The organism is Streptomyces sp. JH002, assembly GCF_050916115.1.
GTDB lineage: Bacteria > Actinomycetota > Actinomycetes > Streptomycetales > Streptomycetaceae > Streptomyces > Streptomyces xiamenensis.
In genome coordinates, this window is record NZ_CP087989.1 from 1,082,894 (window position 1) to 1,103,286 (window position 20,393).

A 20,393-nucleotide genomic window follows, 5' to 3' on the forward strand; every position below is an offset into this window, starting at 1 on the left:
ACCACGAGGTGACAGCGATGGCCACCGCACTCAACACATCGGACGCACCGGCCCCCACGGGCCGGGAGGGGGCCGCGGACACCCCGGCCGTACGGCTGGACCAGGTGTCGAAGTCCTTCGGCCGGGCGGGACGGGCGCAGCTCGTCCTGGACACCATCTCGCTCGATGTCGCACCCGGCGAGTTCGTGACCCTGCTCGGGGCGTCCGGCTGCGGCAAGTCGACGCTGCTGAACCTGGTCGCCGGGCTCGACGCGCCGACCTCCGGGACCATCTCGGTCCCGGGGGGCCGGCCGGCCCTGATGTTCCAGGAACACGCGCTGTTCCCGTGGCTGACGGCCGGCAAGAACATCGAGCTGGCGCTGCGGCTGCGCGGTCTGCCCAAGGCGGAGCGGCGTCCGGAGGCCGAACGGCTGCTGGAACTGGTGCGGCTGACCGGCTCCTACGGCAAGCGGGTGCACGAACTGTCCGGCGGCATGCGGCAGCGGGTGGCGCTGGCGCGGGCACTGGCCCAGGACAGCAGCCTGCTGCTGATGGACGAGCCGTTCGCGGCGCTGGACGCCATCACCCGCGACGTGCTGCACGAGGAGCTGACCCGGATCTGGTCCGAGACCGGCGTCTCGGTGCTGTTCGTGACGCACAACGTACGGGAGGCGGTGCGGCTGGCGCAGCGCGTCGTGCTGCTGTCCTCCCGGCCCGGGCGGATCGCCCGTACCTGGCGGGTGGACATCCCGCAGCCGCGGCGGATCGAGGACGCCGCGGTGTCGGCGCTGTCCGTGGACATCACCGACCAGCTGAGGGGGGAGATCCGGCGCCATGGTCAGCACTGAGAAGACGGACGGGACCGGGAAAACCGCGAAGACCGCGCAGACCGCCGAACCGGCGGAGCCGGCCGGGGGCCACCACGGGGACCTGGCGGGCCTCGAAGCGGGCCTGGACGCCCTGGAGACCAGGGCGGCGGACGAACGGCTCCCGCTGGGGCGGCTGCTGCTGAGCAAGCTGGTGCCCCCGCTGGTGGCGGTGGCGCTGGTGCTGGCGGTGTGGCAGCTGGCGTACGCGGCGGAGATCAAGCCGGACTACATCCTGCCGGGCCCGCTGGACGTGTGGGCCGCCATCGAGAAGATGTGGCTGGACGGGGTCCTGCTGGGATACATCTGGACCAGCGTCTCGCGCGGCGTGCTGGGCTTCGCCATCGCCATCGCGGTCGGCACCCCGCTGGGGCTGCTGGTGGCGCGGGTGAAGGTGGTGCGGGCGGCGATCGGGCCGATCCTCACCGGGCTCCAGTCGCTGCCGTCCATCGCCTGGGTGCCGGCCGCGCTGATCTGGTTCGGGTTCACCGACGCCACGATCTACACGGTGGTGCTGCTGGGCGCGGTGCCCTCGATCGCGAACGGCATCGTGGCGGGCGTGGACCAGATCCCGCCGCTGTATCTGCGGGCCGGACGGATGCTGGGCGCGCGCGGGCTGACCAGTGTGCGGCACATCCTGCTGCCGGCCGCGCTGCCCGGCTATCTGGCCGGCCTCAAGCAGGGCTGGGCGTTCTCCTGGCGCTCGCTGATGGCGGCGGAGCTGATCGTGAACTCGGCGAAGCTGGGCACCGGGCTCGGTCAGCTGATGGACGGCTTCCGGCAGATGCAGAACATGTCCGGGGTGCTGGCCACCATCATCCTGATCCTGCTGGTGGGGATCGCGATCGATCTGCTGTTCTTCTCCCCGCTGGAGCGGCGCGTGCTGCGCAGCCGCGGTCTGCTGGCGAGGAACAACTGACCGGCGCGGCCCCGCTGCTGCTGATCGCCCACGGCAGCCGGGACCCGGGGCACGCGGCGACCGTGCACGCGCTCGCGGCGCGGATACGGTCGCTGCGCCCCGGGCTCCGGGTGACGGTGGGCTTCCTGGAGTTCAACGGCCCCCGGGTGCGGGAGGCGCTGGCGGGTCTGTACGGGGACGGCGAGCGGGAGGTGACCGCGGTGCCGCTGCTGCTGACCCGGGCCTACCACGCGAAGACGGACATCCCGGCCGCCCTGGCCGCCTGTGCCGGGGCGCTGCCGGGCATGACGGTCCGCCGGGCGGAGGTGCTGGGGGGCGATCCCCTGCTGCTCGCGGCGCTGGAACGCCGGCTGGCCCGGGCCGAGGTGCTGGACCACGGCGCGCGGGTGCCGGACGTCACCGGCGCCGGGATCCCCGGTGCGCGGTGGCCCGGGCCGCTGTCGGCCCCGGCCACCGCGCGGTGCCCCTCGCCCGGTCATCGCGCGCGGTCCCGCACGGGCGTCGTGCTGGCCGCCGCCGGGTCCTCCGATCCGGCGGCGATCGAGGCGGTGGGATCCCTGGCGCGCCGGTGGGCGCGTGCCGGAGGCTGGGGCGCCGTGCGGCCCGCGTTCGCGGCCGGTGCGCCGCCCGGCACGGCCGATGCCGTCCGCGCGCTGCGCGCGGACGGCATCGAACGGGTGCTGGTCGCCCCGCTGGTGATCGCGCCGGGCCGGCTGCCGGCCCGGATCGCCGCCGGGGCCCGGGAGGCCGGCGCGGACGCCCTGGCGCCGGTGCTGGGCGCCGCCCCGGAGCTGGCGGCCCTGCTGCTGCGGCGGTACGACGAGGCGAACGCGGTCGCCTACCGCGCGGCGGGCACGTACTTGTAGCCCACCCGCCGGACCGTCACGATCCGCTCCCGGTACGCCGCGCCGAGCTTGCGGCGCAGCCGCGCGACGTGCACGTCCACGGTCCGCTGGTCGCCGACCGGGCCGTAGCCCCAGATGGTGGAGACCAACTGCTCGCGGCTGTACACGCGGTGCGGGTGCCGCATCAGATGGGACAGCAGCTCGAACTCCAGGTAGGTGAGCTCCAGCGGTGTCCCGTCCACGCGGGCGGTGCGCTCGTCCTCGTCGATGGTGATGCCCGGGCCGCGCTCGGCCCGGCCGGCGGGCGCGGCGGCGTGGGCGGCGGGCGCGGCGGCGTGGGCGGCGGGCAGCGAGATCAGCTCGGACAGCTGGGTGCCCGCGGGAGCGAGGACCAGATAGCCGACCAGCGGTACGGAGCTGTCCACGCCTTCGGGGACAACGGTGATGGTCATGTCGGACAGGTCTGACAGGGGTGTGGTCAGCTGCGGCATGATCGGCTCCTGCACGGATATGGGGCGGTCGAAGCCTTGGACGGTCATGCGGTCGGTGCCTTTCCGGAGGTCACTGAGGTCACTGCGGCAAGGGCGCGGAACCGGCGGCGGTGGACGCGGGGAGCGCTTCGATGAAGTCGTCGATCGCGTCGAACAGGCGCAGTTCGGCCTCGGGACGGATCTGCGCGGATCCGTCGGGGCGGCGGGCTATGTCGTCCTCCAGCTGGTAACAGCCGCCGACGACGTGCCGGGCGCGCAGTGCGGTGAGCACCGGGCGCAGCGCGTAGTCGATGGCCAGGACGTGGGCGTAGCCGCCCCCGGTGGCCAGCGGCAGCACCGTCTTGCCCGCGAGACCCGACTGCGGCAGCAGATCGAGGAAGGTCTTCAGCAGGCCGGTGTAGGCCGCCTTGTACACGGGGGTGGCGACGATCAGCCCGTCCGCGACGGCGACATCCTCCAGCGCGCGCCGCAGCACGGCGCCCGGCCGGCGGATGCCCAGCAGTTCCTCGGCCGGCAGTTCCCGCAGTACCAGGTGCCCCGCGTCGAATCCGGTGAGCGAGAGCCGGTCGATGGCGTGCTGCACCAGTGCGGCGGTGCGCGATTCCCTGGTCGGACTGGCCGATACCGCGAGAATGTGCGTCATGAATCACTCCGGGTTCATCGAAAACCAGATTAGGGCCGGGGAAATCGGGCATGGCGGGGCAGGGCCGGGTGGTGCGGTGGCGCGATTTCCGGATGGAGCCGCGGGAATGACGGGATACCGCCCGCCGGCGGTGGGGATTCAAAGACGCGGCTGGTGCCGGAGATTCACGGCCGCTGCGGGCCGGAGAAGGTCAGCTGTGCTGTGTTCAGTGGCCGTTGGCACAGATAGCGCTGGCCTGCCGTCGCAGATCGACGTGCAGGCGCGTCACGAGAACGTCAGCTTGACTCACAGTACGTGAGCTTGCCAGCAACCTCCGGTCGCCGTCAAGGTATTGCCGCTCCGTCTCAATTGCTGGAACAACGGCAAACGGGAGTGGGTCATATTTCGCCGGATGACGTCCGTGAAAAGTCGGGGCCGCTTGACCGGGGCGCGGGTGGGCTGCCAATGTGACCCCCATGTCGACCGGCAAGCGCTTCTTTACCAGGCAGCACGTGGACTTTGTCCGCGTGGCCAGCGCGCTGTGTCGCCGCGGCCGTCCCTGACGGTCGCGCCCGGTGTCAGCCGTGGGCGCGGCGTCCCGCATTCCGCCCACCGCATCCGGCACCGCGCAAGAGGTCATCCATGTCTGTTTTCTCCGCCCCGCCCCGTTCGTCCGCGGCCACCGAGGTCCCCTTCTCCCCCGCCCGGCTGGCCGAGACCGTGCGCCGGGTCGCCGCCCGGCCCGAGTCGTGGCGGGCGCTGGCCCGCTTCACCTCGCCCGAGCGCTGGTACCACCGGCTGCACCGCGCCGAGGGGTACGAGGTGTGGCTGCTGACGTGGCTGCCGGGACAGGGCACCGAGATCCACGACCACGGCGGCTCGGCCGGGGCGTTCACGGTGGTGGAGGGGACGCTGAGCGAGGAGACCTTTCCGGGGGCGCGACGGCTTCCGGTGGGCGGGCTGCGGTCGTTCGGCCCGCGCTATGCGCACCGGGTGAGCAACCGCGGCACCGAGCCGGCGCTCAGCGTCCACGCGTACGGGCCGGCGCTGGCCTCGCAGAACTACTACCGGCTGGGGGCGGACGGCGCGCTGCTGCTGGACCGCACCGACACGATCGACGACTGAGACCGGGAACGCACGGGGAGTTGAGGCTGAGCCATGACGACGATCGATGAGCATCTGACCGCGGTGCGCGCGGGCCTGGACCGGCTCGATCCGCACGCGGCGCAGGCGGCGCGGCGGGCGGGCGCGGTCCTGGTGGACACCAGGCCCGCCTTCCAGCGGGAGGCGGACGGCACCATCCCGGGCGCGCTGATCATCGAGCGCAATCATCTGGAGTGGCGCTGCGACCCGGCCAGTGGCGCGTCGGTGCCGGAGGCCACGGGGCGTGATGTGCACTGGATCGTGCTGTGCGACGAGGGGTACGCCTCCTCGCTGGCGGCGGTCTCGCTGCGGGCGATCGGGCTGCGCAGGGCCACCGATCTGATCGGCGGTTTCCAGGCGTGGCGGCGGGCCGGGCTGCCCGTGACCGTCCCAGACCCGACCGGCGATTCCCCCCTACGCGGCGACACGCAGCTCAACCACCGGCCGGGTCCCTCTCCCACCCCGGCGGGTCCGTCATCGTAAATGGTACAGACCGATTACCGCCAGTGGGCGCCCTGATACAGACGGAACGGGCAGGATGACCGGCATGCCCGCGCTAGCCGAACCCCTGCCCTTCTTCGTCTACGGCACCCTGCGCGCCGGGCAGCGCCACTACGCGTGGACGCTGCGCGGCCGCACCGCCCGGGAGGAGCCCGCCGTCCTGGCGGGCGCGATGCTGTACGAGGGGCCCGGCTTCCCGTACGCGGTGGCCGTCCCGGACGGCGGGCACGAGGCCTCCCCCGCCCGAGGGGCCCGGGCCACGATCACCGGGGAGCTGATGTACGTCGCGGAGCCGGCCTTCGCCGAGGTGCTGGCCACTCTGGACCGGCTGGAGGGCCCGGACTACGACCGGCTGGTGGTGCGCGTCCTGGACGGCACCCGGGCCTGGACGTACCTGGCGGCGGACCCCCTGGCCACCCGGCTGCGCACGACGGGCACCCCGATCCCGAGCGGCGACTGGCTCGCCCGCTGACGCCGGAACGGGGTCAGCCCGGCTCCTCCCCCGCCAGCTCCAGCAGCTTCTGAACGGTGCGCCAGTTCCGCCCGGTGGCCACATGGCCCTTCAGCGCGCCGGTGAGGGCGTCGCCGAGCTTGCTGCGCCCCATGCCGTCCGGGAAGTACGCGAAGACCTCCCGCTCACCGGCCCGGAAGGTGTCGGGCGCGTAGCGCCCGGGGTCGAGGCGGTCCAGGGCTGCGGGGTCGGGGGCGCGGTCGAGGAAGAGCACCAGCAGCTTGGCCGGGTCGAGCCCGTCGGTGTCGTACGGGCAGCGCCGTACGGTGGCGCGCAGTTGTTCCGCGCTGAGCACGAGGGTGTCCACGGCGAACTCGAACCGCCGCTCCAGCGCCGCCGCCAACTCCTGGCCCAGTGCCCGGGGGTCGGCGCCCGGCGCCGTTGTGAAGACCGCGTTGCCGCTCTGCAGATGTGTGCGCGGTGCCCCGTACCCCAGCTCGGTGAGCACCGCCCGCAGGTCGGCCATCGGGACCTTGCGGTGTCCGCCGACATTGATCCCGCGCAGCAGCGCCACGAACCGGGCGGGCCGCGCTTCGGTACCTTCCGTCATGCCCGCAGCTTAGGAGCCGCCACCGACAGTGCCCCGCAGCCGGACGAGCGCCCTGCCGTACCCGGCCAGCCAGATCACCCACAGCAGCCAGCCGATGAGGCCGAGCAGGCCCAGCGGACCGTCGCCGCCCGTGATCAGCGGGGTGAGGGTGGCCGAGGCGAAGTGGAGGGTGGCGGCCAGCAGTCCGAGCCCGCCCAGCCGGCGCCCGATCACCGCGGCGCGCACTCCGGCGAGGGAGAAGCCGGTGAGCGCGAGGCCCAGGAAGGTGCCGTTGAGGAGGAAGAGCGCGTCCTGGAGCGCCCACAGTCCGCCGGTGCCGGCGCCCCCGTCGGCCAGGGCCAGGCGCAGCGCGGTGACCGCCGCGAAGGTGCCGTTCTGCAGGAGGACACCGGCGAGGCCGACCAGTGACCAGGCGGTGGCGTGGACGTGCTCGGCGCGCCACAGCACGGCGACGGCCGCCGCCGCGAAGACGGTCGACAGCGCCCAGGTCAGGGGCCCCAGGGCCAGGACGGCCGGCAGCGCGGCCGGGGCGGACCCGTAGAAGTCGCGCGCTTCCGCGAGCCCGGCGCCGGGGGTGGGCAGTCCCATGGGGACCAGCACCGCGTTACTGAGGACGATCATGGTGGCGAAGCCGAGGGCGGCGAACCCACCGAGCCGGGAGAAGGGCAGGGCGCGGCGCCGTCGGCCAATATTCACTAGAGTAGCCATATATTCAATATAGACAGCGACAACCCAAGGAGGCTCCACCCCCATGGCCAGCGAACCGGCCAAGCGCCGCTACGCGTCCCTGCACCGCACCGCCCAGGCCCACCGCACCCGGGCCCGGATCGCCGAGGCCGCGCGCCGGCTGTTCACCGGCCAGGGCTGGGCCGCCACCACCGTGCGGGCGGTGGCGGACGAGGCGGGGGTCTCCGTGCCGACCGTCTACGCGGCCTACGGCGACAAGACGGGGCTGATCCGGGCGGTCGCGGACGCCGCCGACCTCTCCGCCGGGGTGGACCGCCTGGTGGCCGAACTGGAGGCGGCGGAGGGCGATCCCGTAGGGCAGCTGGCGGCGATGGCCGCCTACGACCGGCGGCTGTACGAGCGGGCCGGTGAGGTGATCCTCCTGCTGCGCGAGGCGGGCCGCACCGAGCCCGAGCTGGCGACGGCGTACGAGGAGGGGCGGCGGCGCGGGGACGCGACCCGGGCGCAGGTGTTCGCCGCGTGGCCCGACGGCACGCTGCGCGCGGACCTCGACATCCCGTCGGCCATCGACATCTACGCCGCGCTGTGCACCATCGACGTGTACACCACGCTCACCGCCGAGCGCGGCTGGCCGCCCGGGCGGATCGAGGAGTGGTGGGGCGCGGCCCTGGTCAGGGAGTTGCTGGCAGCTCCGCCTCGATGAGGTCGGCGGCGTGCGGGGCGCCGCCCTCGGCGGCCATCCCCCGCCGGATCTCCCGCAGCCGGGCCGCGACCTGCGGATCACCGGCGAGGCCGAGCACGGCGGCACGCAGGGCCTCGGCACTCGCCTCGGCCTTGGGGAGGTGCCGGGCCACGCCGAGTCCGGCCAGCAGCTCGGCGTTGCCGAACTGGTCGGCGCCCTGGGGCACCGCGACCATCGGGACGGCGTTGGCCAGTCCTTCCTGACTGCCGCCCATGCCCGCGTGGGTGATGAACGCGTCGGCCTGCCGCAGGATGGACAGCTGCGGCACCCAGGAGTGGGTCTCGATGTTCCCCGGGAGCCGCTCCCCCTCGTCCACCAGTTGCTCCGCGCTCACCCTGGAGCCGATCTGGAGCACCACGTACCAGTCGGGCAGATCGCCGAACGCCCGCACACAGGCGCGGTAGAACTCCGGCTCGTCGGTGTAGGAGGAGCCGAGGGAGATCAGCAGCAGCCGCTTGCCCGCGGCCGCCGCCGGGCGCACCCACTCCTGCTGATGGGCGCGGGTTCCCTGGCAGGCGCCGACGAAGGTGGCGACGTCCGTGTCCACGAGGTCGGCGTTCGGCTGCATGGCCCGGGGGATGAGCGCGAGCGTACGGCCGGGGCGCGCCATGAACTCCAGCGGTGCGAGACCGGCGAAGCCGTTCGCGTCCAGCCAGCCCTGGAAGCGGTCCAGGTAGGCGCGACCGCGCTCACTGCCCCTCATGTCCTTCTCCTGCTGGGCCACGACCTCCTCCAGGCCCTTCCAGCCGACCATGCACGGGGAGAGCTGGACGGTCGGCACCTGCCAGCGGCGCGCGAGTATCCGGGCGCAGAACGGGGCGATGTCGAACAGCACCAGATCGGGCTCGTCGCCCGCGTACGCCTTTGCCAGCTGGGGCAGCATCCGGATGTTGTCCTCCAGGAAGGGCTCCACCTGGTCCAGGTACTCCTCGCCCCACTCCTGTTCGACGCCGAGGAGCGAGGAGTACGTCTTCGGCTCGGCCCCGGTTTCCGCGACGGTGTCGGCGAAGGACTCGGGGATGGCGTAGGTGACACGGTGGCCCCGGGCGACGAGTTCACGGATGACCTCAAGGCTCGGGAAGATGTGGCCCGGGGCCGGGATGCTGAACATGGCGATGTGGGCGCGGCGGGCCGGCGCGGCTGCGGTCATGCCGCCAGCGTAGCGAGACGATACGTCTCGTGCAACTGGAAGGGGGCGCGGTCGCTCAGCCGGCCACCGGTGCGCCGGACTCCGCGGCTTCCTCCTCCTGGGCGCGCCGCCGGCTCTCGGCCGCGTCGAAGGAGTCCAGGGTGCGGGCGAAGTCCCGGGTGGACAGGAGCAGCTTGTAGATGATCGCCAGCTCGAAGACGAGCAGCAGCACGCCCGCGCCGATGGTCACCGGGACCACGGCGTTCAGCGCCGGGGCGACGATGAACACCGCCATCTGGAACTCGATGCCGCTCACCAGGTGGGTACGGATCCGGTGCCGCAGGAGGAAGGCACGCAGGCGCAGATAGCCGGGGAACCGGGAACGGAACTCGCGGTGCAGATCGACGATGGCGGTCACCGGACGGCCGGGCCGGGCGTCCCCCTGCGGGGCGGGAACGGTGACCGGGACGACGGCGGAGACGGAGGGGGAGGCGGAGGCGCGCTGGGCGGGCACCCCGCGCTCCTCGGCGGCCTCGGCCGCCGTGTCCGTTTCGCCTCCGTGATGGGCGGCGACGGCATCGGCGTCGGCCTCCGGATTCTCTCGCAGGAGATCTTCCATGAAAGCCAGTTCGGTGGCGTTCTCGGCTTCCCTGGCGCGGCGGGCCCGGGCCTTGATCTGCTTGCGCATCCCGTGCCGGATCTTGAAGATCTGGAGCGCGTCGATATACCGCAGCATGTCGAGGAAGACCACCGCGAGCGCCAGCCAGAGATAGATCACATCATCGGTGCGGGAGAATTGGCCACCCATCAGGGCGACCGCGCACACCAATACCCTGATCCGGTCAAACACATAATCGAGCCAGGCGCCGAATACTGAGCCGGTCCCGGTCAGCCGGGCGAGTTTCCCGTCCATGCAGTCCAGGACGAAACTCACGTGATAGAGCAGGGCGCCGACCAGCAGCCAGTTCCAGGTGCCGAAGGCAAAACAGCCGGCGGCACCGAGACCGAAGAACAGGGCCAGCCAGGTGATCTGATTCGGCGTGATCCTGGTCCACAGCGCGGTCCAGCGCACCAGGGGGGTGGCGAGCGGGTCCACCAGCAGGACGGTCCACCACGCGTCCCGTTTCTTCTGCGTGGTCCGGCGCACCTCTGTCAGGGGGGGAATGTCGTGACGCATGGTCTGCTTCCAGGCGGAAATAGGACCCGAAAGACGCTACCACTTTCACACGGAGCGCGATGTCACGAAACCGGCCGGGAATTCTCCCAGGCCCATTCGAACTCTTCACGGTAGGTTTCGAAAAGCGTGATTTCGCCATCCGCGGCCGCGTCCGTTCGGTGCGGTATCTCCCGGCCCGTGCGCCGGAGAACGAGAACCGGGGTTTCCATTCCCCGTATTCTCCTTAGATATGACTGAACCACGGCCACCCCGTCCGGGCTGTCACCGTCCACGAAATAAGCACTGAATCGGGGGATCTCATCGAACACATGAATGTCGAAAGCCTCGGGATCGCGCACCTTGCTGCGCACCCGGCGCACCTGGAGGATGTTGGTCTCCACCGAGCGCCCCAACTCCCCCCGCTTGAGCCCCAGCTCGCGCTCCCGGCGCCGCATCGCCCCGCTCGCCGGGTTCAGGAACAGCAGCCGCACCCGGCACCCCGAGGCCGCCAGATGCGCCAGCCGCCGCCCCGGATAGTTCTGCACCAGCAGCCCCAGCGCCGTCCCCATCGCGTCCAGCCGCCTGGCGCCCCCGAACAGTTCCTCCGGCGGCAGCTGCCGCTGCAACCGCACCCGGTCCGGATGCACCCCCGCCACATCCGTGAACCGGTCCCCCACCAGCCGCTCCACCGCGTCCGCCGGCAACCGTCCGGCCTCCGCGGGCGCCCCGGAGTCCAGCAGCCGCAGCAGCCGGGCGCAGCCGCGCTCGGCCTGCTCCAGCACGGCCCGGCTCATCCCCCGGTTGCGGCTGACCGCGCTGCGCGCCACCTCCAGCTCGTCCAGCGTCAGTTCCAGCTCGCGACGATTGTCCAAATACGGGGCGAAACAGGGCCAGTGCTGCACCATGAGTTCACGCAACTGAGGCAGCGTCAGGAAGGCGAGCACCGTGTCATCGGCCGGATCAAGCACCAGCCCCTTGCGGCGGCTCACCTCCCGCAGCGCCGCCGCCCGCTGCACCCACTCCTGTCCGGCGGGGCCCGCCGCCGCGATCTCCCACTCCTCGCCGTGCACCGGCTCGTACACCGGGCGCAGCACCGCGGCCACCACCGAGCGCAGGCGCTGTTCGACCAGATTGAGCCAGACATATGCCCGCCCGGCACGCTCCACCCGGGTGCGTACCTCGGACCAGTCCGCCTCGCTCCAGCCCAGATCGGCCCCGATCTCCACGGGACGCGGCACGGGCACCGCCTGGGTGGGCGCCTCCGCGGTCTCACCCCCGTTCCCCGAGGGCAGCTCAAGCCCGGACGAGCTCACCGCCTGCACCGCCTTCCACCCCGCCGTTGGATCAAGGAAGCCTACTGCGCGCGCGGTCGGCCGCGCAGCACGGTACGGACTCAACCACGCCGTGGGACACGGCAGTCGGAGCGGGCGGCGGTCATGACACAGGTGCCCAGAACCCCCACCGCGACCTACCGCCTCCAGCTGGAGCCCGGCGCCGGATTCGACGCCGCGACCCGGCTCCTGCCGTACGTCGCCTCGCTCGGCGTCTCCCACCTGCACCTGTCGCCGGTCCTTGAGGCCGTGCCCGGCTCCCGGCACGGCTACGACGTGACCGACCACACCCGGGTGCGCGCCGAACTCGGCGGCGAGGCCGGCCTGCGCGACCTGGCCGAAAAGGCCCGGGCCCGCGGGCTGGGAATCATCGCCGACATCGTGCCCAACCACATGGCCTTCCCCGCCGACACCCGGCTCAACGCCCCGCTGTGGCAGCTCCTGCGGGACGGCCCCGGCTCCCCCGCCGCCGCCTGGTTCGACATCGACTGGGCGGCGGGCGGCGGACGGCTGCCCCTGCCGGTACTGGGCGCACCCCTGCGGGAGGAGTGGGACGCGCTGCGGGTGGAGGGCGGCACGCTGCGCCACGGCGACCACCACCGTTTCCCGCTGCGCCCCGGCACCGAGTCCCTGCCGCTGCCGGCGCTGCTGGACGCGCAGCACTACCGGCTGGGCTGGTGGCGCACCGGCCTCGCACAGCTGACGTACCGCCGGTTCTTCACCGTCAGCGACCTGATCGCGGTACGCGTGGAGGACCCGGCCGTCTTCGAGGCCACCCACGCGACGGTGCTGCGGCTGGTCGCGGAGGGCGTGATCGGCGGACTGCGCGTCGACCACCCCGACGGGCTGGCCGACCCCGAGGGCTACCTGCGCCGGCTGCGGCAGCGGGCCGGCCCGGACGTGTGGGTGGTGGCCGAGAAGATCCTGGCCACCGGCGAACACCTCCCCACCGGCTGGCCGGTGGCCGGCACCACCGGCTACGACGCACTGCGCCACGTGGACGCCGTCCTCACCGACCCGGTGGGCGCGGACCGGCTCACGGCCGACCACCGCCGGTTCACCGCCGCCCCGGCCGATCTCGGCGGCGCCTGGGAACCGACCGTACGGCGCGCCGCACGCGAGATCCTCGCCGAGGAGCTGTGCGCCGAACGCGACCGCCTCCTGCGCACCGCGCACCGCCTGTGCGGCGACCTGCACACGCCGGAGGCGCTGCGCACCGCCCTGAGCGAACTCCTGGTGCACCTCCCGGTCTACCGGCCCTACCTCGCGGCGGACCGCCCGCCCTCGCGGCAGGACACGACCCTGCTCGCGCGCACGGCCGACCTCGCCCGGTGCGCCGTCACCACCGCGGCGGAGGCCCGGGCGGTGGACGCGCTCCACGCGCTGCTCCAGGGTCCCGACACCGCTGCGGCCGACCCGGCCCGGTCCCCGGGACGGACCGCGCCCGGCGCCCCGTGCGACCCGGTGGGCCCCGCGGACCCGGCCGGCCGCTCCGCCGAAGGGCCGGCACGGACGGCCGGAACCACCGGGGATCAGGCGCTCCGTGACCGGGGTGACGCCGGACTCCGTACGGCGGATGCGACAGGCGGCGGAACCCCGGCGCGGGAAGGGGCCGGGTCGCCTCCGGAGCCGGACGCGACCGCACGGGCACGGACCGCCGGCCGGGTGGCCCCGGACGAGGGCGGGTCAGGCGCCGACCCGGCCCTGCGGGTCCGGACGGCTGTGCCCGACGCCACGTCACCCGCCATCGCGGACACCGGCTTCCACCTCCTCGCCGAGAGCACCGCGGACACCGGCCCCGGCGCCTGCGCCACGAGCGACGCGCAGGACTTCCGGGCGCGGTTCGGCCAGGTGAGTTCCGCCCTGCGGGCCAAGGCCGTCGAGGACTGTGCCGGATACCGCTTCACCCCGCTGCTGTCCGCCGCCGAGGTCGGCGGTGATGCGGGCGAACCCGCCCTGCCGGTGTCCGCCTTCCACGCGCACTGCGCCCGGATCCAGCACGCGTGGCCGCTCACCGGCACTGTGTACGCCACCCACGACACCAAGCGCAGCGGTGACGTCCGCGCCGCCCTCACCACGCTCACCGAACATCCGCTCGGGTGGGCGGAACTGCTCACCGAGGTGACGGAACGCGCCGCGCACGCCGGGGTGTCCGCCCCCGACCCGCACCTGGCGTGGAGTTGCTGGCAGACGGCGTTCGCGCTCGCGCCGGACCCCGACCCGTCCCGGCTGCTGGACGCCACCCTCAAGGCCGCACGCGAGGTAGCCCTGCGCACCACCTGGACGGACCCCGACGCCGATTACGAGGCGGCGGCGGACCGCTTCGTACGGGGCGGCCCCTGCGGCGCGCCCGGATACGCGGTGGCCCGGTTCGCCGAGGAACTGGCGCCGCAGATCCGGGCCAACGTTCTGGGGGCCGCGCTGCTGCATCTGACGATGCCCGGGGTCCCCGACCTCTACCGGGGCGGTGAGAGCGTCTACCGGGCCCTCGTGGACCCCGACAACCGCCGCCCGCCGCGGCTCCCGGAGCGCCCGCTGTCCGGCGCGGCCGACCCCGGCTCCGCCCCCGCCCCGGGGGCCGGCGCCGGCCTGCCCGCCGAGAAGCTGTGGCTGACCGCGGTGGCGCTGCGGCTGCGCCGCGCACACCCCGAGTGGTTCGGCGCGCACGCCGGCTACGAGCCGCTGACCGCCGAGGGGCCCACCGGGGACCACGCGCTGGCGTTCACCCGGTCCGGGCAGGTGCTCACCGCCGTCAGCCGGCTCACCAGGACGCTGGAGGCCGCCGGCGGCTGGGACAGCACCGTGCTGCCGCTGCCGCCCGGGCGCTGGGACGACGCGCTGGCCGGCCGGGACACGGGCCGGACGGCGCGGCGGCCGGCGTTCCAGGGCAAGGCCCGGCTCGCCGAGATGTTCGCCGACCGCCCGGTCGCCCTGCTGGTGCGCCGGGACGGGTTCTGACGCGCCGTCTTTACAAGCCGTTGCTCTGCCCGCACACTGGGAGCGCTCCCACGGGCACGATCACCCACGGAACTCCGGTCTGCCGACCCACACCACCAGCCCCCGCTCGGGCGGCAGACCGGCTTCCGCGGCGGGGTCGGGCCCCGGCGCCACCGGCCTGCCGGGCGCGGGCTCAGTACCCGCTCACCGCAGGCTCAACCGGTACGAGACGGCGCCGAAGCGCACCTCGTCCCCCGGCCGCACGGGCAGCGTGTCGGTCACCCGCCGGCCGTTCACCCAGGTCCCGTTCGCCGAGCCCAGATCCCGTATCAGCCACCCGCCCACGTCGGCCGTCAGCTGGGCGTGGAAGCGCGAGACACTCCCGTCGTTGAGCCGCAGCGCCGAGCCCGGCGCCCGGCCGATCGACAGCGGGTGCGGCCCCGGGGTGGGCAGCACCAGCTGCGGCAGCCGCTCGGCCCGCCACGCCGCGGACATCCGGTGCTGGAAGGAGGCGATCCGGCCCACCGTCTGCACCAGCCAGCCGGTGCGTTCGGCCGGGCCCTCGCAGGCGGGCAGGTCCCGCAGCGCCAGGGCGAGCTCCTCCGGACGCCGGGCCCCCATGACCTGTTCCATCCGCCGCTCGAAGGTGTCGTGGGACAACCTTCCGTCCACCATGCCCTCGCGCAGCGCGCCGAGGGCACGCTCACGATCCGCGTCGGATATCCGCGGAGAGGGCACACCGGACTCGATCGAGGTCATGAAACAAAGTTTCCGGGACGGGAGTTGGTTCTGTCCAGATAACTCGTTGGCCCTCCCCCGCTGCACCGGGGTACGGTGCTGGCACGCCCACGGACCGGGAAGGAGGCGTTTGCCATGTGTGTCACCGCATCGCGCGTGTCCCGCTTCCGCCTCCTCGTTCCCGGGCGTGTTCTCTGACCGGACGGAAGCCGCGCGCACTCCGTATCCGGAAGGACCCCTTTCCCTCATGACCGATCTGGTCTTCCGCTGCCTCGCCGAGGGCGAGAGCAGCACCCTTTTCACCTCGCTCCCCGACGCCGGTCTGGTCGGCCGCGCGCTGCTCGACCCGCCGCACAACGTGGTCCGTACGATCGCCGAGGGCGGCGAGTACCGCCCCGAGTGGGTATGGCTGGCGCTGCGCGACGGGGAGGTCGTGGCCCGCGCCGCCTACTGGGGCGGGCCGGACGACACCAAGCCGGTCGCCCTGGACTGGTTCGACTTCACCGACCCCGAAGCGGGCACCGCCCTGCTGCGGGCCAGCGGTCTGCGCCCCGGGTACGAGCTGATCCTGCCGCCCGGCTGGCGCTCCGACCCGCTCGCCCGGGCGGCCGGCGGGGCACGGATCTCGGCGGCGGTCGAGGCCGGCTACGAGCCGCTGGTGGAACGTTTCCGCTACACCTGGACCCCCGAGTGCGGGATCCCCGACGCGCCGGGGCGCCTGGTGTTCCGGCCCGAGCCGGACGACGACGTGGTCCTGGACGTCCTGCGCCGCATCCACAGCACCACGCTGGACGCCCACGCGCTGCGGGCGATCGCGCAGGACGGCCCCGACGGGGCCGCCCGGCAGGAGCTGGAGTTCCTGAACTGGTGTCCCTCGCCGCGTGAGTGGTGGCGTATGGCGTACACCCCTGCGGGTGAGCTGGTCGGCTTCCAGGCGCCGGCCCACAATCCGAGCAGCCCGGTGGTCGGCCTCATCGGCGTGGTACCGGAGCAGCGCGGTCACGGCTACGCGTACGACCTGCTGGTGGAGTGCACCCGGCAGCTGGCGGCGGAGGGCGCGGAGCGGATCCACGCCGCCACCGACCAGGGCAATGTGCCGATGGCCAAGGCGTTCGCCCGGGCGGGCTATCCGGTGACACAGCACCGCTACTGCCTGGCGTGAGGCCGGGGCGGGCCCGAGCATGGTGTCCATGCGCTTCGAGGTGTGGGCACCACGGGCCCGCCGGGTCTGGCTGTGGCTGGAGGGTGCGCGGCTGCCGCTGCGTGAGGACGCGGGCGGCTGGTGGCGTACGGACGCGGCGGCCGGGCCAGGTGCCCGCTACGGCTTCGTGCTGGACGACCCCCAGGGCCCGGTGCTGCCCGACCCCCGGGCCCGCCGGCTGCCGGAGGGCCCCGAGGGCCCGGCGGCGGTGACGGACCCGGGGGCGTACCTCTGGCGGCATCCGTGGGCGGGGCGCGGACTGCCGGGGGCGGTGCTGTACGAGCTGCACATCGGTACGTTCACGGCCGAGGGCACGTTCGACGCGGCGGCGGAGCGGCTGGAACGCCTGGCGGAGCTGGGCATCACCCATGTGCAGCTGATGCCGGTGAGCCCGTTCCCCGGCCGGCACGGCTGGGGGTACGACGGGGTGGCGCCGTGGGCGGTGCACGAGCCGTACGGGGGCCCGGAGGGGCTGGCGCGGCTGGTGGACGCGGCGCACGGGGCGGGTCTCGGCGTGGTCCTCGACGTGGTGCACAACCATCTGGGGCCCTCGGGCAACCGGCTGCCGGAGTTCGGCCCGTACTTCACCGACCGGCACCACACGCCGTGGGGTTCGGCGGTGAACCTGGACGGGCGCGGTTCGGACGAGGTACGGGCGTACTTCGCGGGCAGCGCGCTGGCGTTCCTGCGGGACTTCCGGCTGGACGGGCTGCGGCTGGACGCGGTGCACGAGCTGGCGGACGACCGGGCGCTGCCGTTCCTGGCGGAGCTGTCGGCGGCGGTGGACGCGCTGGCGCTGGAGGTGGGCCGGCCGCTGTTCCTGATCGCCGAGTCGGACCGCAACGACCCGCGGACGGTCGCGCCGCGCGAGCGCAACGGTCTGGGCCTGCACGCGCAGTGGACCGACGACTTCCACCACGCGCTGCACGTGGCGCTGACGGGTGAGGCGGGAGGCTACTACGCGGACTTCGCACGGACCCCGATGGCCGCGCTGGCCAAGACCCTGACCGGGGGTTTCTTCCACGACGGCGGCTACTCGGCGTTCCGGGGCCGGGGGCACGGACGGGCGCTGGAGCGGGCGGCGACGCCGGCGTACCGGCTGGTGGGGTACGCGCAGACGCACGATCAGATCGGCAACCGGGCGCTGGGCGACCGGCTGACGGCCCAGGCCGGGCCGGCGCGGGCGGCGCTGGGGGCGGCGCTGGTGCTGTGCGGGCCGCTGACGCCGATGCTGTTCATGGGCGAGGAGTGGGGGGCCGGCTCCCCGTGGCAGTTCTTCACCGACCATCAGGACCCGGCGCTGGCGGAGGCGGTGCGGCAGGGCCGGCGCGCGGAGTTCGCGGCGCACGGCTGGGCGGCCGGGGACATCCCGGACCCGCAGGACCCGGCGACCCGCGACCGTTCCGTGCTGCGGCATCCTGCGGCGGAGGACCACCGGGAGCTCACGCGGTGGCACCGGCGGCTGATCAGGATCCGCCGCGCGCTGCTGACGCCGGGGCAGCCGCTGTCGGCGGTGACGGTCCGGTACGACGAGGACGAGCGGTGGCTGACGGTGTGCCACGGTCCGCTGGTGGTGGCGGTGAACTTCTCGCCCGACCGCCCGGCGACCGTGGCCGTCCCCCCGTGCCTGCTCACGCTGCTGGCGGCCACCCACCCCGTACCCCCGACCGCCCCGGAGGCGGGCCTGCGGCTGCCGCCGGAGTCGGCGGCGGTCCTGACCCCGGCCGACGGCCGGGACGTGTCCGGCGCGTGGTGAGCACGCCCGGCGATGGGCCGGCGGTGTAGCGAAGGTCCCGGACGCCGTGGCCCGTTGGCTTGCGCACCCGTTGCAGGACCTCCGGCGACTCCGCTTCGCGGGTCGGCGCCCGGGCGAGTGCCAGGCGTTCCTCCGGCGCCTCCGTCCACGGGAACGCTGTTCGGCGCCGTGACCTGGCCGTCACGGCGACCGAGCGGCATTCCGGACCTCCGGCCGGCACCGCCGGGGTGGGGGGCTCTCCACCGCCGCACCCCCGCCGCCGCTCCCCCGGTCGAGCCGTTTCGCTGGCATCATCGGTGCCATGGGCCACACGAACGAACCCTCGTACGACGTCCTGGTGGTGGGTGCCGCCGGGGTGGACACGATCGTGCGGGTGCCGCGTCTGGAGGTGCCGGACGCCGACCTGCTGCACGTCCCGCCGATCCGCGACTACGTGGCGCACACCGGTACCGGGGCCGCGCTGGGTTTCCACGCGCTGGGGCTGCGCACCCACTTCCTGGACTTCCTCGGCGAGGATCTCCAGGGCGACCTGATCCGGCGCCGCTTCACCTCCGCCGGGCTCGGCTTCGATGTGCTGCCCGCGCCCAACGGCACCCCGCGCAGCGTCAACCTGGTGGACGAGGCGGGGCGCAGGTTCTCCTTCTACGACGGCCGGCATCCGGCGGATCTGCTGCTGCCCCCGGAGTTCGTGGGGCCGCATCTGGACCGGGCGCGCCATGTGCACGTGTGCCGTTCCGGGTTCAACCGGGAGCTGTTCGGTGAGCTGGAGCGCCGAGGTCTGCCGTCCTCGACCGATCTGCACGCCTGGGACGGGGTCAATCCGGACAGCCATCCCTGGGCGTTCCGCACCGACTACGTGTTCCTGAGCGCGGCCGGGGTGCGGGGCCGGATCGAGGAGACGCTGCGGCTGATCCTGGAGCGGGGGAAGGCGCGGCTGGCGGTGGCCACGGACGGGGAGCGCGGCTGCCATCTGCTGAGCCGGGAGGGGGACGGGGCCGTACAGCACTTTCCGGCGGTGACCCCGGCGGCGCCGGTGGTGGACAGCAACGGGGCGGGCGACGCGTTCGTGACGGCGTTCCTGTACACGCTGTTCGCGGGCGGGGATCTCGGTGAGTGTGCGCGGGCGGGCACCGTCTCGGGGGCGTTCGCGTGTACCCAGGTGGGCACCCACGAGCGGCAGATGACCGCTGCCGAGCTCGCGGCGGAGCTGGCCGGTGCGGGCGGCGGGGACGGCGCGGCGGCCGTCAGTCCAGCGTGAACACCCGGCCGCGCGCGCTGCCCTCCACGGCCTCCAGGTAGCACACGGCGACCTCGTCCAGCGGGGTACCGGGGGCCGGGTCCATGTCCAGGGAGATCAGCGTCTCGCGGATCCAGCCGGGGCTGACGGTGTTGAGCCGTACGCCGCGCGGCAGTTCCCTGGCGGCTGCGGGGACGAAGGCCTCGATACCGGCGTTGATGAGGCGGCCGAGCGCCGCGTCGCGCAGCGTGTCCGGGATGGTGCCGCTGGTGAGGGTGATCGAGCCGCCGTCGCGCAGCTGGGGCAGGGCCCTGCGGACCAGCTCGACCTGCCCGGTGAGCTTGCCGTCCAGGCCGCTGAAGAACGCGGCGTCGGTGGAGCCGGCCACCGGGGCCGTGCCGCCGCTGGCCGCGCAGCACACCACGGCGTCCACCGGCCCGTGCGCGGCGAGCAGCGCGTCGACGGTGGCGGGCTCGGTGAGATCGACGCGCGCCGGGCCGCGCCGGGAGGCACGGACCACCCGGTGGCCGTGTGCCTCCAGCGCGCCGGCGACGGCGGCACCCACGGTGCCGCCCGCGCCGATCACGATGACGTCGAGCGTCACCCGGCCTCCGTCCCCGGCTCCGCCTCCACGTGCCGGATGGCGATGGAGTTGATGCAGTACCGCAGGTCGGTGGGGGTGCCGTAGCCCTCGCCCTCGAAGACGTGGCCCAGGTGCGAGCCGCAGGTGGCGCACAGCACCTCGGTGCGCGGGCGGCCCGGCAGGGAGGTGTCGATCCTGGTCTCCACGGCGTCGCTGTCGGCCGGGTCGTAGAACGAGGGCCAGCCGCAGTGCGACTCGAACTTGGTTCCGGAGCGGAACAGCTCGGCGCCGCAGGCGCGGCAGTTGTAGACGCCGACGGTCTTGGTGTCGGTGTACTCGCCGGTGAAGGCCCGCTCGGTGCCCGCCTCGCGCAGGACCCGGTACTCCTCGTCGCTCAGTTCCTCGCGCCACTGCGCGTCGGTCTTCTCGACCTCGTAACCCATGGTTCCGCTCTCCTCATTCACAACGA

At 73.6% G+C, this 20,393-nt stretch carries 21 protein-coding genes and 1 pseudogene; 11 read left to right on the forward strand and 11 right to left on the reverse strand.

From position 1 onward, the window contains the following. Positions 1 to 17: 17 nt before the first annotated feature. The 3 genes from H7827_RS04540 to H7827_RS04550 are packed head-to-tail and all read left to right on the forward strand — an operon-like array spanning position 18 to position 2,630. Positions 18 to 827 carry an ABC transporter ATP-binding protein gene (locus H7827_RS04540; RefSeq protein WP_030730525.1) on the forward strand — a complete coding sequence of 270 codons (810 nt, stop codon included), beginning with the start codon at positions 18 to 20 and terminating at the stop codon, positions 825 to 827. Continuing rightward, complete coding sequence (locus H7827_RS04545; RefSeq protein WP_432742887.1) at positions 814 to 1,764, forward strand: ABC transporter permease; 951 nt, start codon at positions 814 to 816, stop codon at positions 1,762 to 1,764. The genes H7827_RS04540 and H7827_RS04545 overlap by 14 nt, the downstream gene beginning before the upstream one ends. Further along, positions 1,761 to 2,630, forward strand: a complete 870-nt coding sequence (locus H7827_RS04550; protein WP_432747937.1) for a sirohydrochlorin chelatase — start codon at positions 1,761 to 1,763, stop codon at positions 2,628 to 2,630. Before H7827_RS04545 ends, H7827_RS04550 begins: the two co-directional genes overlap by 4 nt. On the opposite strand, the gene H7827_RS04555 is transcribed toward H7827_RS04550, so the two are convergent. From H7827_RS04555 to H7827_RS04565, 3 genes are all read right to left on the reverse strand, one after another. Then, positions 2,603 to 3,148 (reverse strand): winged helix-turn-helix domain-containing protein, encoded by a 546-nt coding sequence (locus H7827_RS04555; protein ID WP_432742889.1) that lies wholly within the window; start codon positions 3,146 to 3,148, stop codon positions 2,603 to 2,605. The two genes, H7827_RS04550 and H7827_RS04555, sit on opposite strands and share 28 nt — an antisense overlap. A gap of 31 nt (positions 3,149 to 3,179) precedes the next feature. Further along, positions 3,180 to 3,743, reverse strand: a complete 564-nt coding sequence (gene ssuE, locus H7827_RS04560) for an NADPH-dependent FMN reductase (RefSeq protein ID WP_386536863.1) — start codon at positions 3,741 to 3,743, stop codon at positions 3,180 to 3,182. A gap of 205 nt (positions 3,744 to 3,948) precedes the next feature. After that, on the reverse strand, positions 3,949 to 4,362 hold the full coding sequence (locus H7827_RS04565) for a putative leader peptide (RefSeq protein WP_432742891.1): 414 nt from the start codon (positions 4,360 to 4,362) through the stop codon (positions 3,949 to 3,951). A gap of 2 nt (positions 4,363 to 4,364) precedes the next feature. On the opposite strand from H7827_RS04565, the gene H7827_RS04570 reads away from it, so the two are divergent. The 3 genes from H7827_RS04570 to H7827_RS04580 all read left to right on the forward strand — a co-directional run bounded on the left by H7827_RS04570 (position 4,365) and on the right by H7827_RS04580 (position 5,838). Further along, a complete protein-coding gene (locus tag H7827_RS04570; protein ID WP_386536860.1) occupies positions 4,365 to 4,847 on the forward strand; it encodes a cysteine dioxygenase in 483 nt (160 codons plus the stop codon). A 33-nt stretch (positions 4,848 to 4,880) separates the two neighbouring features. Beyond that, positions 4,881 to 5,348 carry a rhodanese-like domain-containing protein gene (locus H7827_RS04575; RefSeq protein ID WP_386536858.1) on the forward strand — a complete coding sequence of 156 codons (468 nt, stop codon included), beginning with the start codon at positions 4,881 to 4,883 and terminating at the stop codon, positions 5,346 to 5,348. Positions 5,349 to 5,412: 64 nt separating this feature from the next. Beyond that, positions 5,413 to 5,838, forward strand: coding sequence for a gamma-glutamylcyclotransferase family protein (locus H7827_RS04580; protein WP_432742894.1), 426 nt, complete (start codon positions 5,413 to 5,415; stop codon positions 5,836 to 5,838). A 13-nt stretch (positions 5,839 to 5,851) separates the two neighbouring features. Here the strand turns inward: H7827_RS04580 and H7827_RS04585 are convergent, their stop codons facing one another. Further along, positions 5,852 to 6,427, reverse strand: a complete 576-nt coding sequence (locus H7827_RS04585) for a DUF1697 domain-containing protein (protein ID WP_432742896.1) — start codon at positions 6,425 to 6,427, stop codon at positions 5,852 to 5,854. 9 nt (positions 6,428 to 6,436) lie between these two features. Beyond that, complete coding sequence (locus tag H7827_RS04590; RefSeq protein WP_432742898.1) at positions 6,437 to 7,135, reverse strand: 2-oxoglutarate/malate transporter; 699 nt, start codon at positions 7,133 to 7,135, stop codon at positions 6,437 to 6,439. 43 nt (positions 7,136 to 7,178) lie between these two features. On the opposite strand from H7827_RS04590, the gene H7827_RS04595 reads away from it, so the two are divergent. Continuing rightward, on the forward strand, positions 7,179 to 7,817 hold the full coding sequence (locus tag H7827_RS04595) for a TetR/AcrR family transcriptional regulator (RefSeq protein WP_432742900.1): 639 nt from the start codon (positions 7,179 to 7,181) through the stop codon (positions 7,815 to 7,817). Here the strand turns inward: H7827_RS04595 and H7827_RS04600 are convergent. The 3 genes and pseudogenes from H7827_RS04600 to H7827_RS04610 all read right to left on the reverse strand — a co-directional run bounded on the left by H7827_RS04600 (position 7,786) and on the right by H7827_RS04610 (position 11,454). Next, positions 7,786 to 9,065: pseudogene (locus H7827_RS04600) on the reverse strand (macrolide family glycosyltransferase). The gene H7827_RS04595 and the pseudogene H7827_RS04600 sit on opposite strands and share 32 nt — an antisense overlap. Further along, on the reverse strand, positions 9,062 to 10,162 hold the full coding sequence (locus H7827_RS04605; protein WP_432742902.1) for a CDP-alcohol phosphatidyltransferase family protein: 1,101 nt from the start codon (positions 10,160 to 10,162) through the stop codon (positions 9,062 to 9,064). Before H7827_RS04605 ends, H7827_RS04600 begins: the two are co-directional and overlap by 4 nt. Before the next feature lie 62 nt (positions 10,163 to 10,224). After that, entirely contained in the window at positions 10,225 to 11,454 is a 1,230-nt protein-coding gene (locus H7827_RS04610) for an SAV2148 family HEPN domain-containing protein (RefSeq protein ID WP_432742904.1), read from the reverse strand. Positions 11,455 to 11,577: 123 nt separating this feature from the next. Between H7827_RS04610 and H7827_RS04615 the strand changes: the two genes are divergently transcribed. Further along, positions 11,578 to 14,430 (forward strand): alpha-amylase family glycosyl hydrolase, encoded by a 2,853-nt coding sequence (locus H7827_RS04615; protein ID WP_432742906.1) that lies wholly within the window; start codon positions 11,578 to 11,580, stop codon positions 14,428 to 14,430. A gap of 183 nt (positions 14,431 to 14,613) precedes the next feature. Here the strand turns inward: H7827_RS04615 and H7827_RS04620 are convergent, their stop codons facing one another. Further along, positions 14,614 to 15,168, reverse strand: coding sequence for an FHA domain-containing protein (locus H7827_RS04620; protein WP_386536833.1), 555 nt, complete (start codon positions 15,166 to 15,168; stop codon positions 14,614 to 14,616). A 226-nt stretch (positions 15,169 to 15,394) separates the two neighbouring features. Here H7827_RS04620 and H7827_RS04625 point away from each other — a divergent pair, with 226 nt between their 5' ends. From H7827_RS04625 to H7827_RS04635, 3 genes are all read left to right on the forward strand, one after another. Next, positions 15,395 to 16,309, forward strand: coding sequence for a GNAT family N-acetyltransferase (locus H7827_RS04625; protein WP_432742908.1), 915 nt, complete (start codon positions 15,395 to 15,397; stop codon positions 16,307 to 16,309). 28 nt (positions 16,310 to 16,337) lie between these two features. Then, positions 16,338 to 18,104, forward strand: coding sequence for a malto-oligosyltrehalose trehalohydrolase (gene treZ, locus H7827_RS04630; RefSeq protein WP_432742910.1), 1,767 nt, complete (start codon positions 16,338 to 16,340; stop codon positions 18,102 to 18,104). Between the two features lie 301 nt (positions 18,105 to 18,405). Further along, positions 18,406 to 19,362 (forward strand): carbohydrate kinase family protein, encoded by a 957-nt coding sequence (locus tag H7827_RS04635; RefSeq protein ID WP_432742912.1) that lies wholly within the window; start codon positions 18,406 to 18,408, stop codon positions 19,360 to 19,362. Here H7827_RS04635 and H7827_RS04640 read toward each other — a convergent pair. Both H7827_RS04640 and msrB read right to left on the reverse strand, forming a co-directional pair. Beyond that, positions 19,349 to 19,945 (reverse strand): short chain dehydrogenase, encoded by a 597-nt coding sequence (locus H7827_RS04640; RefSeq protein ID WP_432742914.1) that lies wholly within the window; start codon positions 19,943 to 19,945, stop codon positions 19,349 to 19,351. The genes H7827_RS04635 and H7827_RS04640 overlap by 14 nt on opposite strands. Continuing rightward, positions 19,942 to 20,367, reverse strand: a complete 426-nt coding sequence (gene msrB, locus H7827_RS04645) for a peptide-methionine (R)-S-oxide reductase MsrB (protein WP_432742916.1) — start codon at positions 20,365 to 20,367, stop codon at positions 19,942 to 19,944. Before msrB ends, H7827_RS04640 begins: the two co-directional genes overlap by 4 nt. Between the last annotated feature and the right edge of the window lie 26 nt (positions 20,368 to 20,393).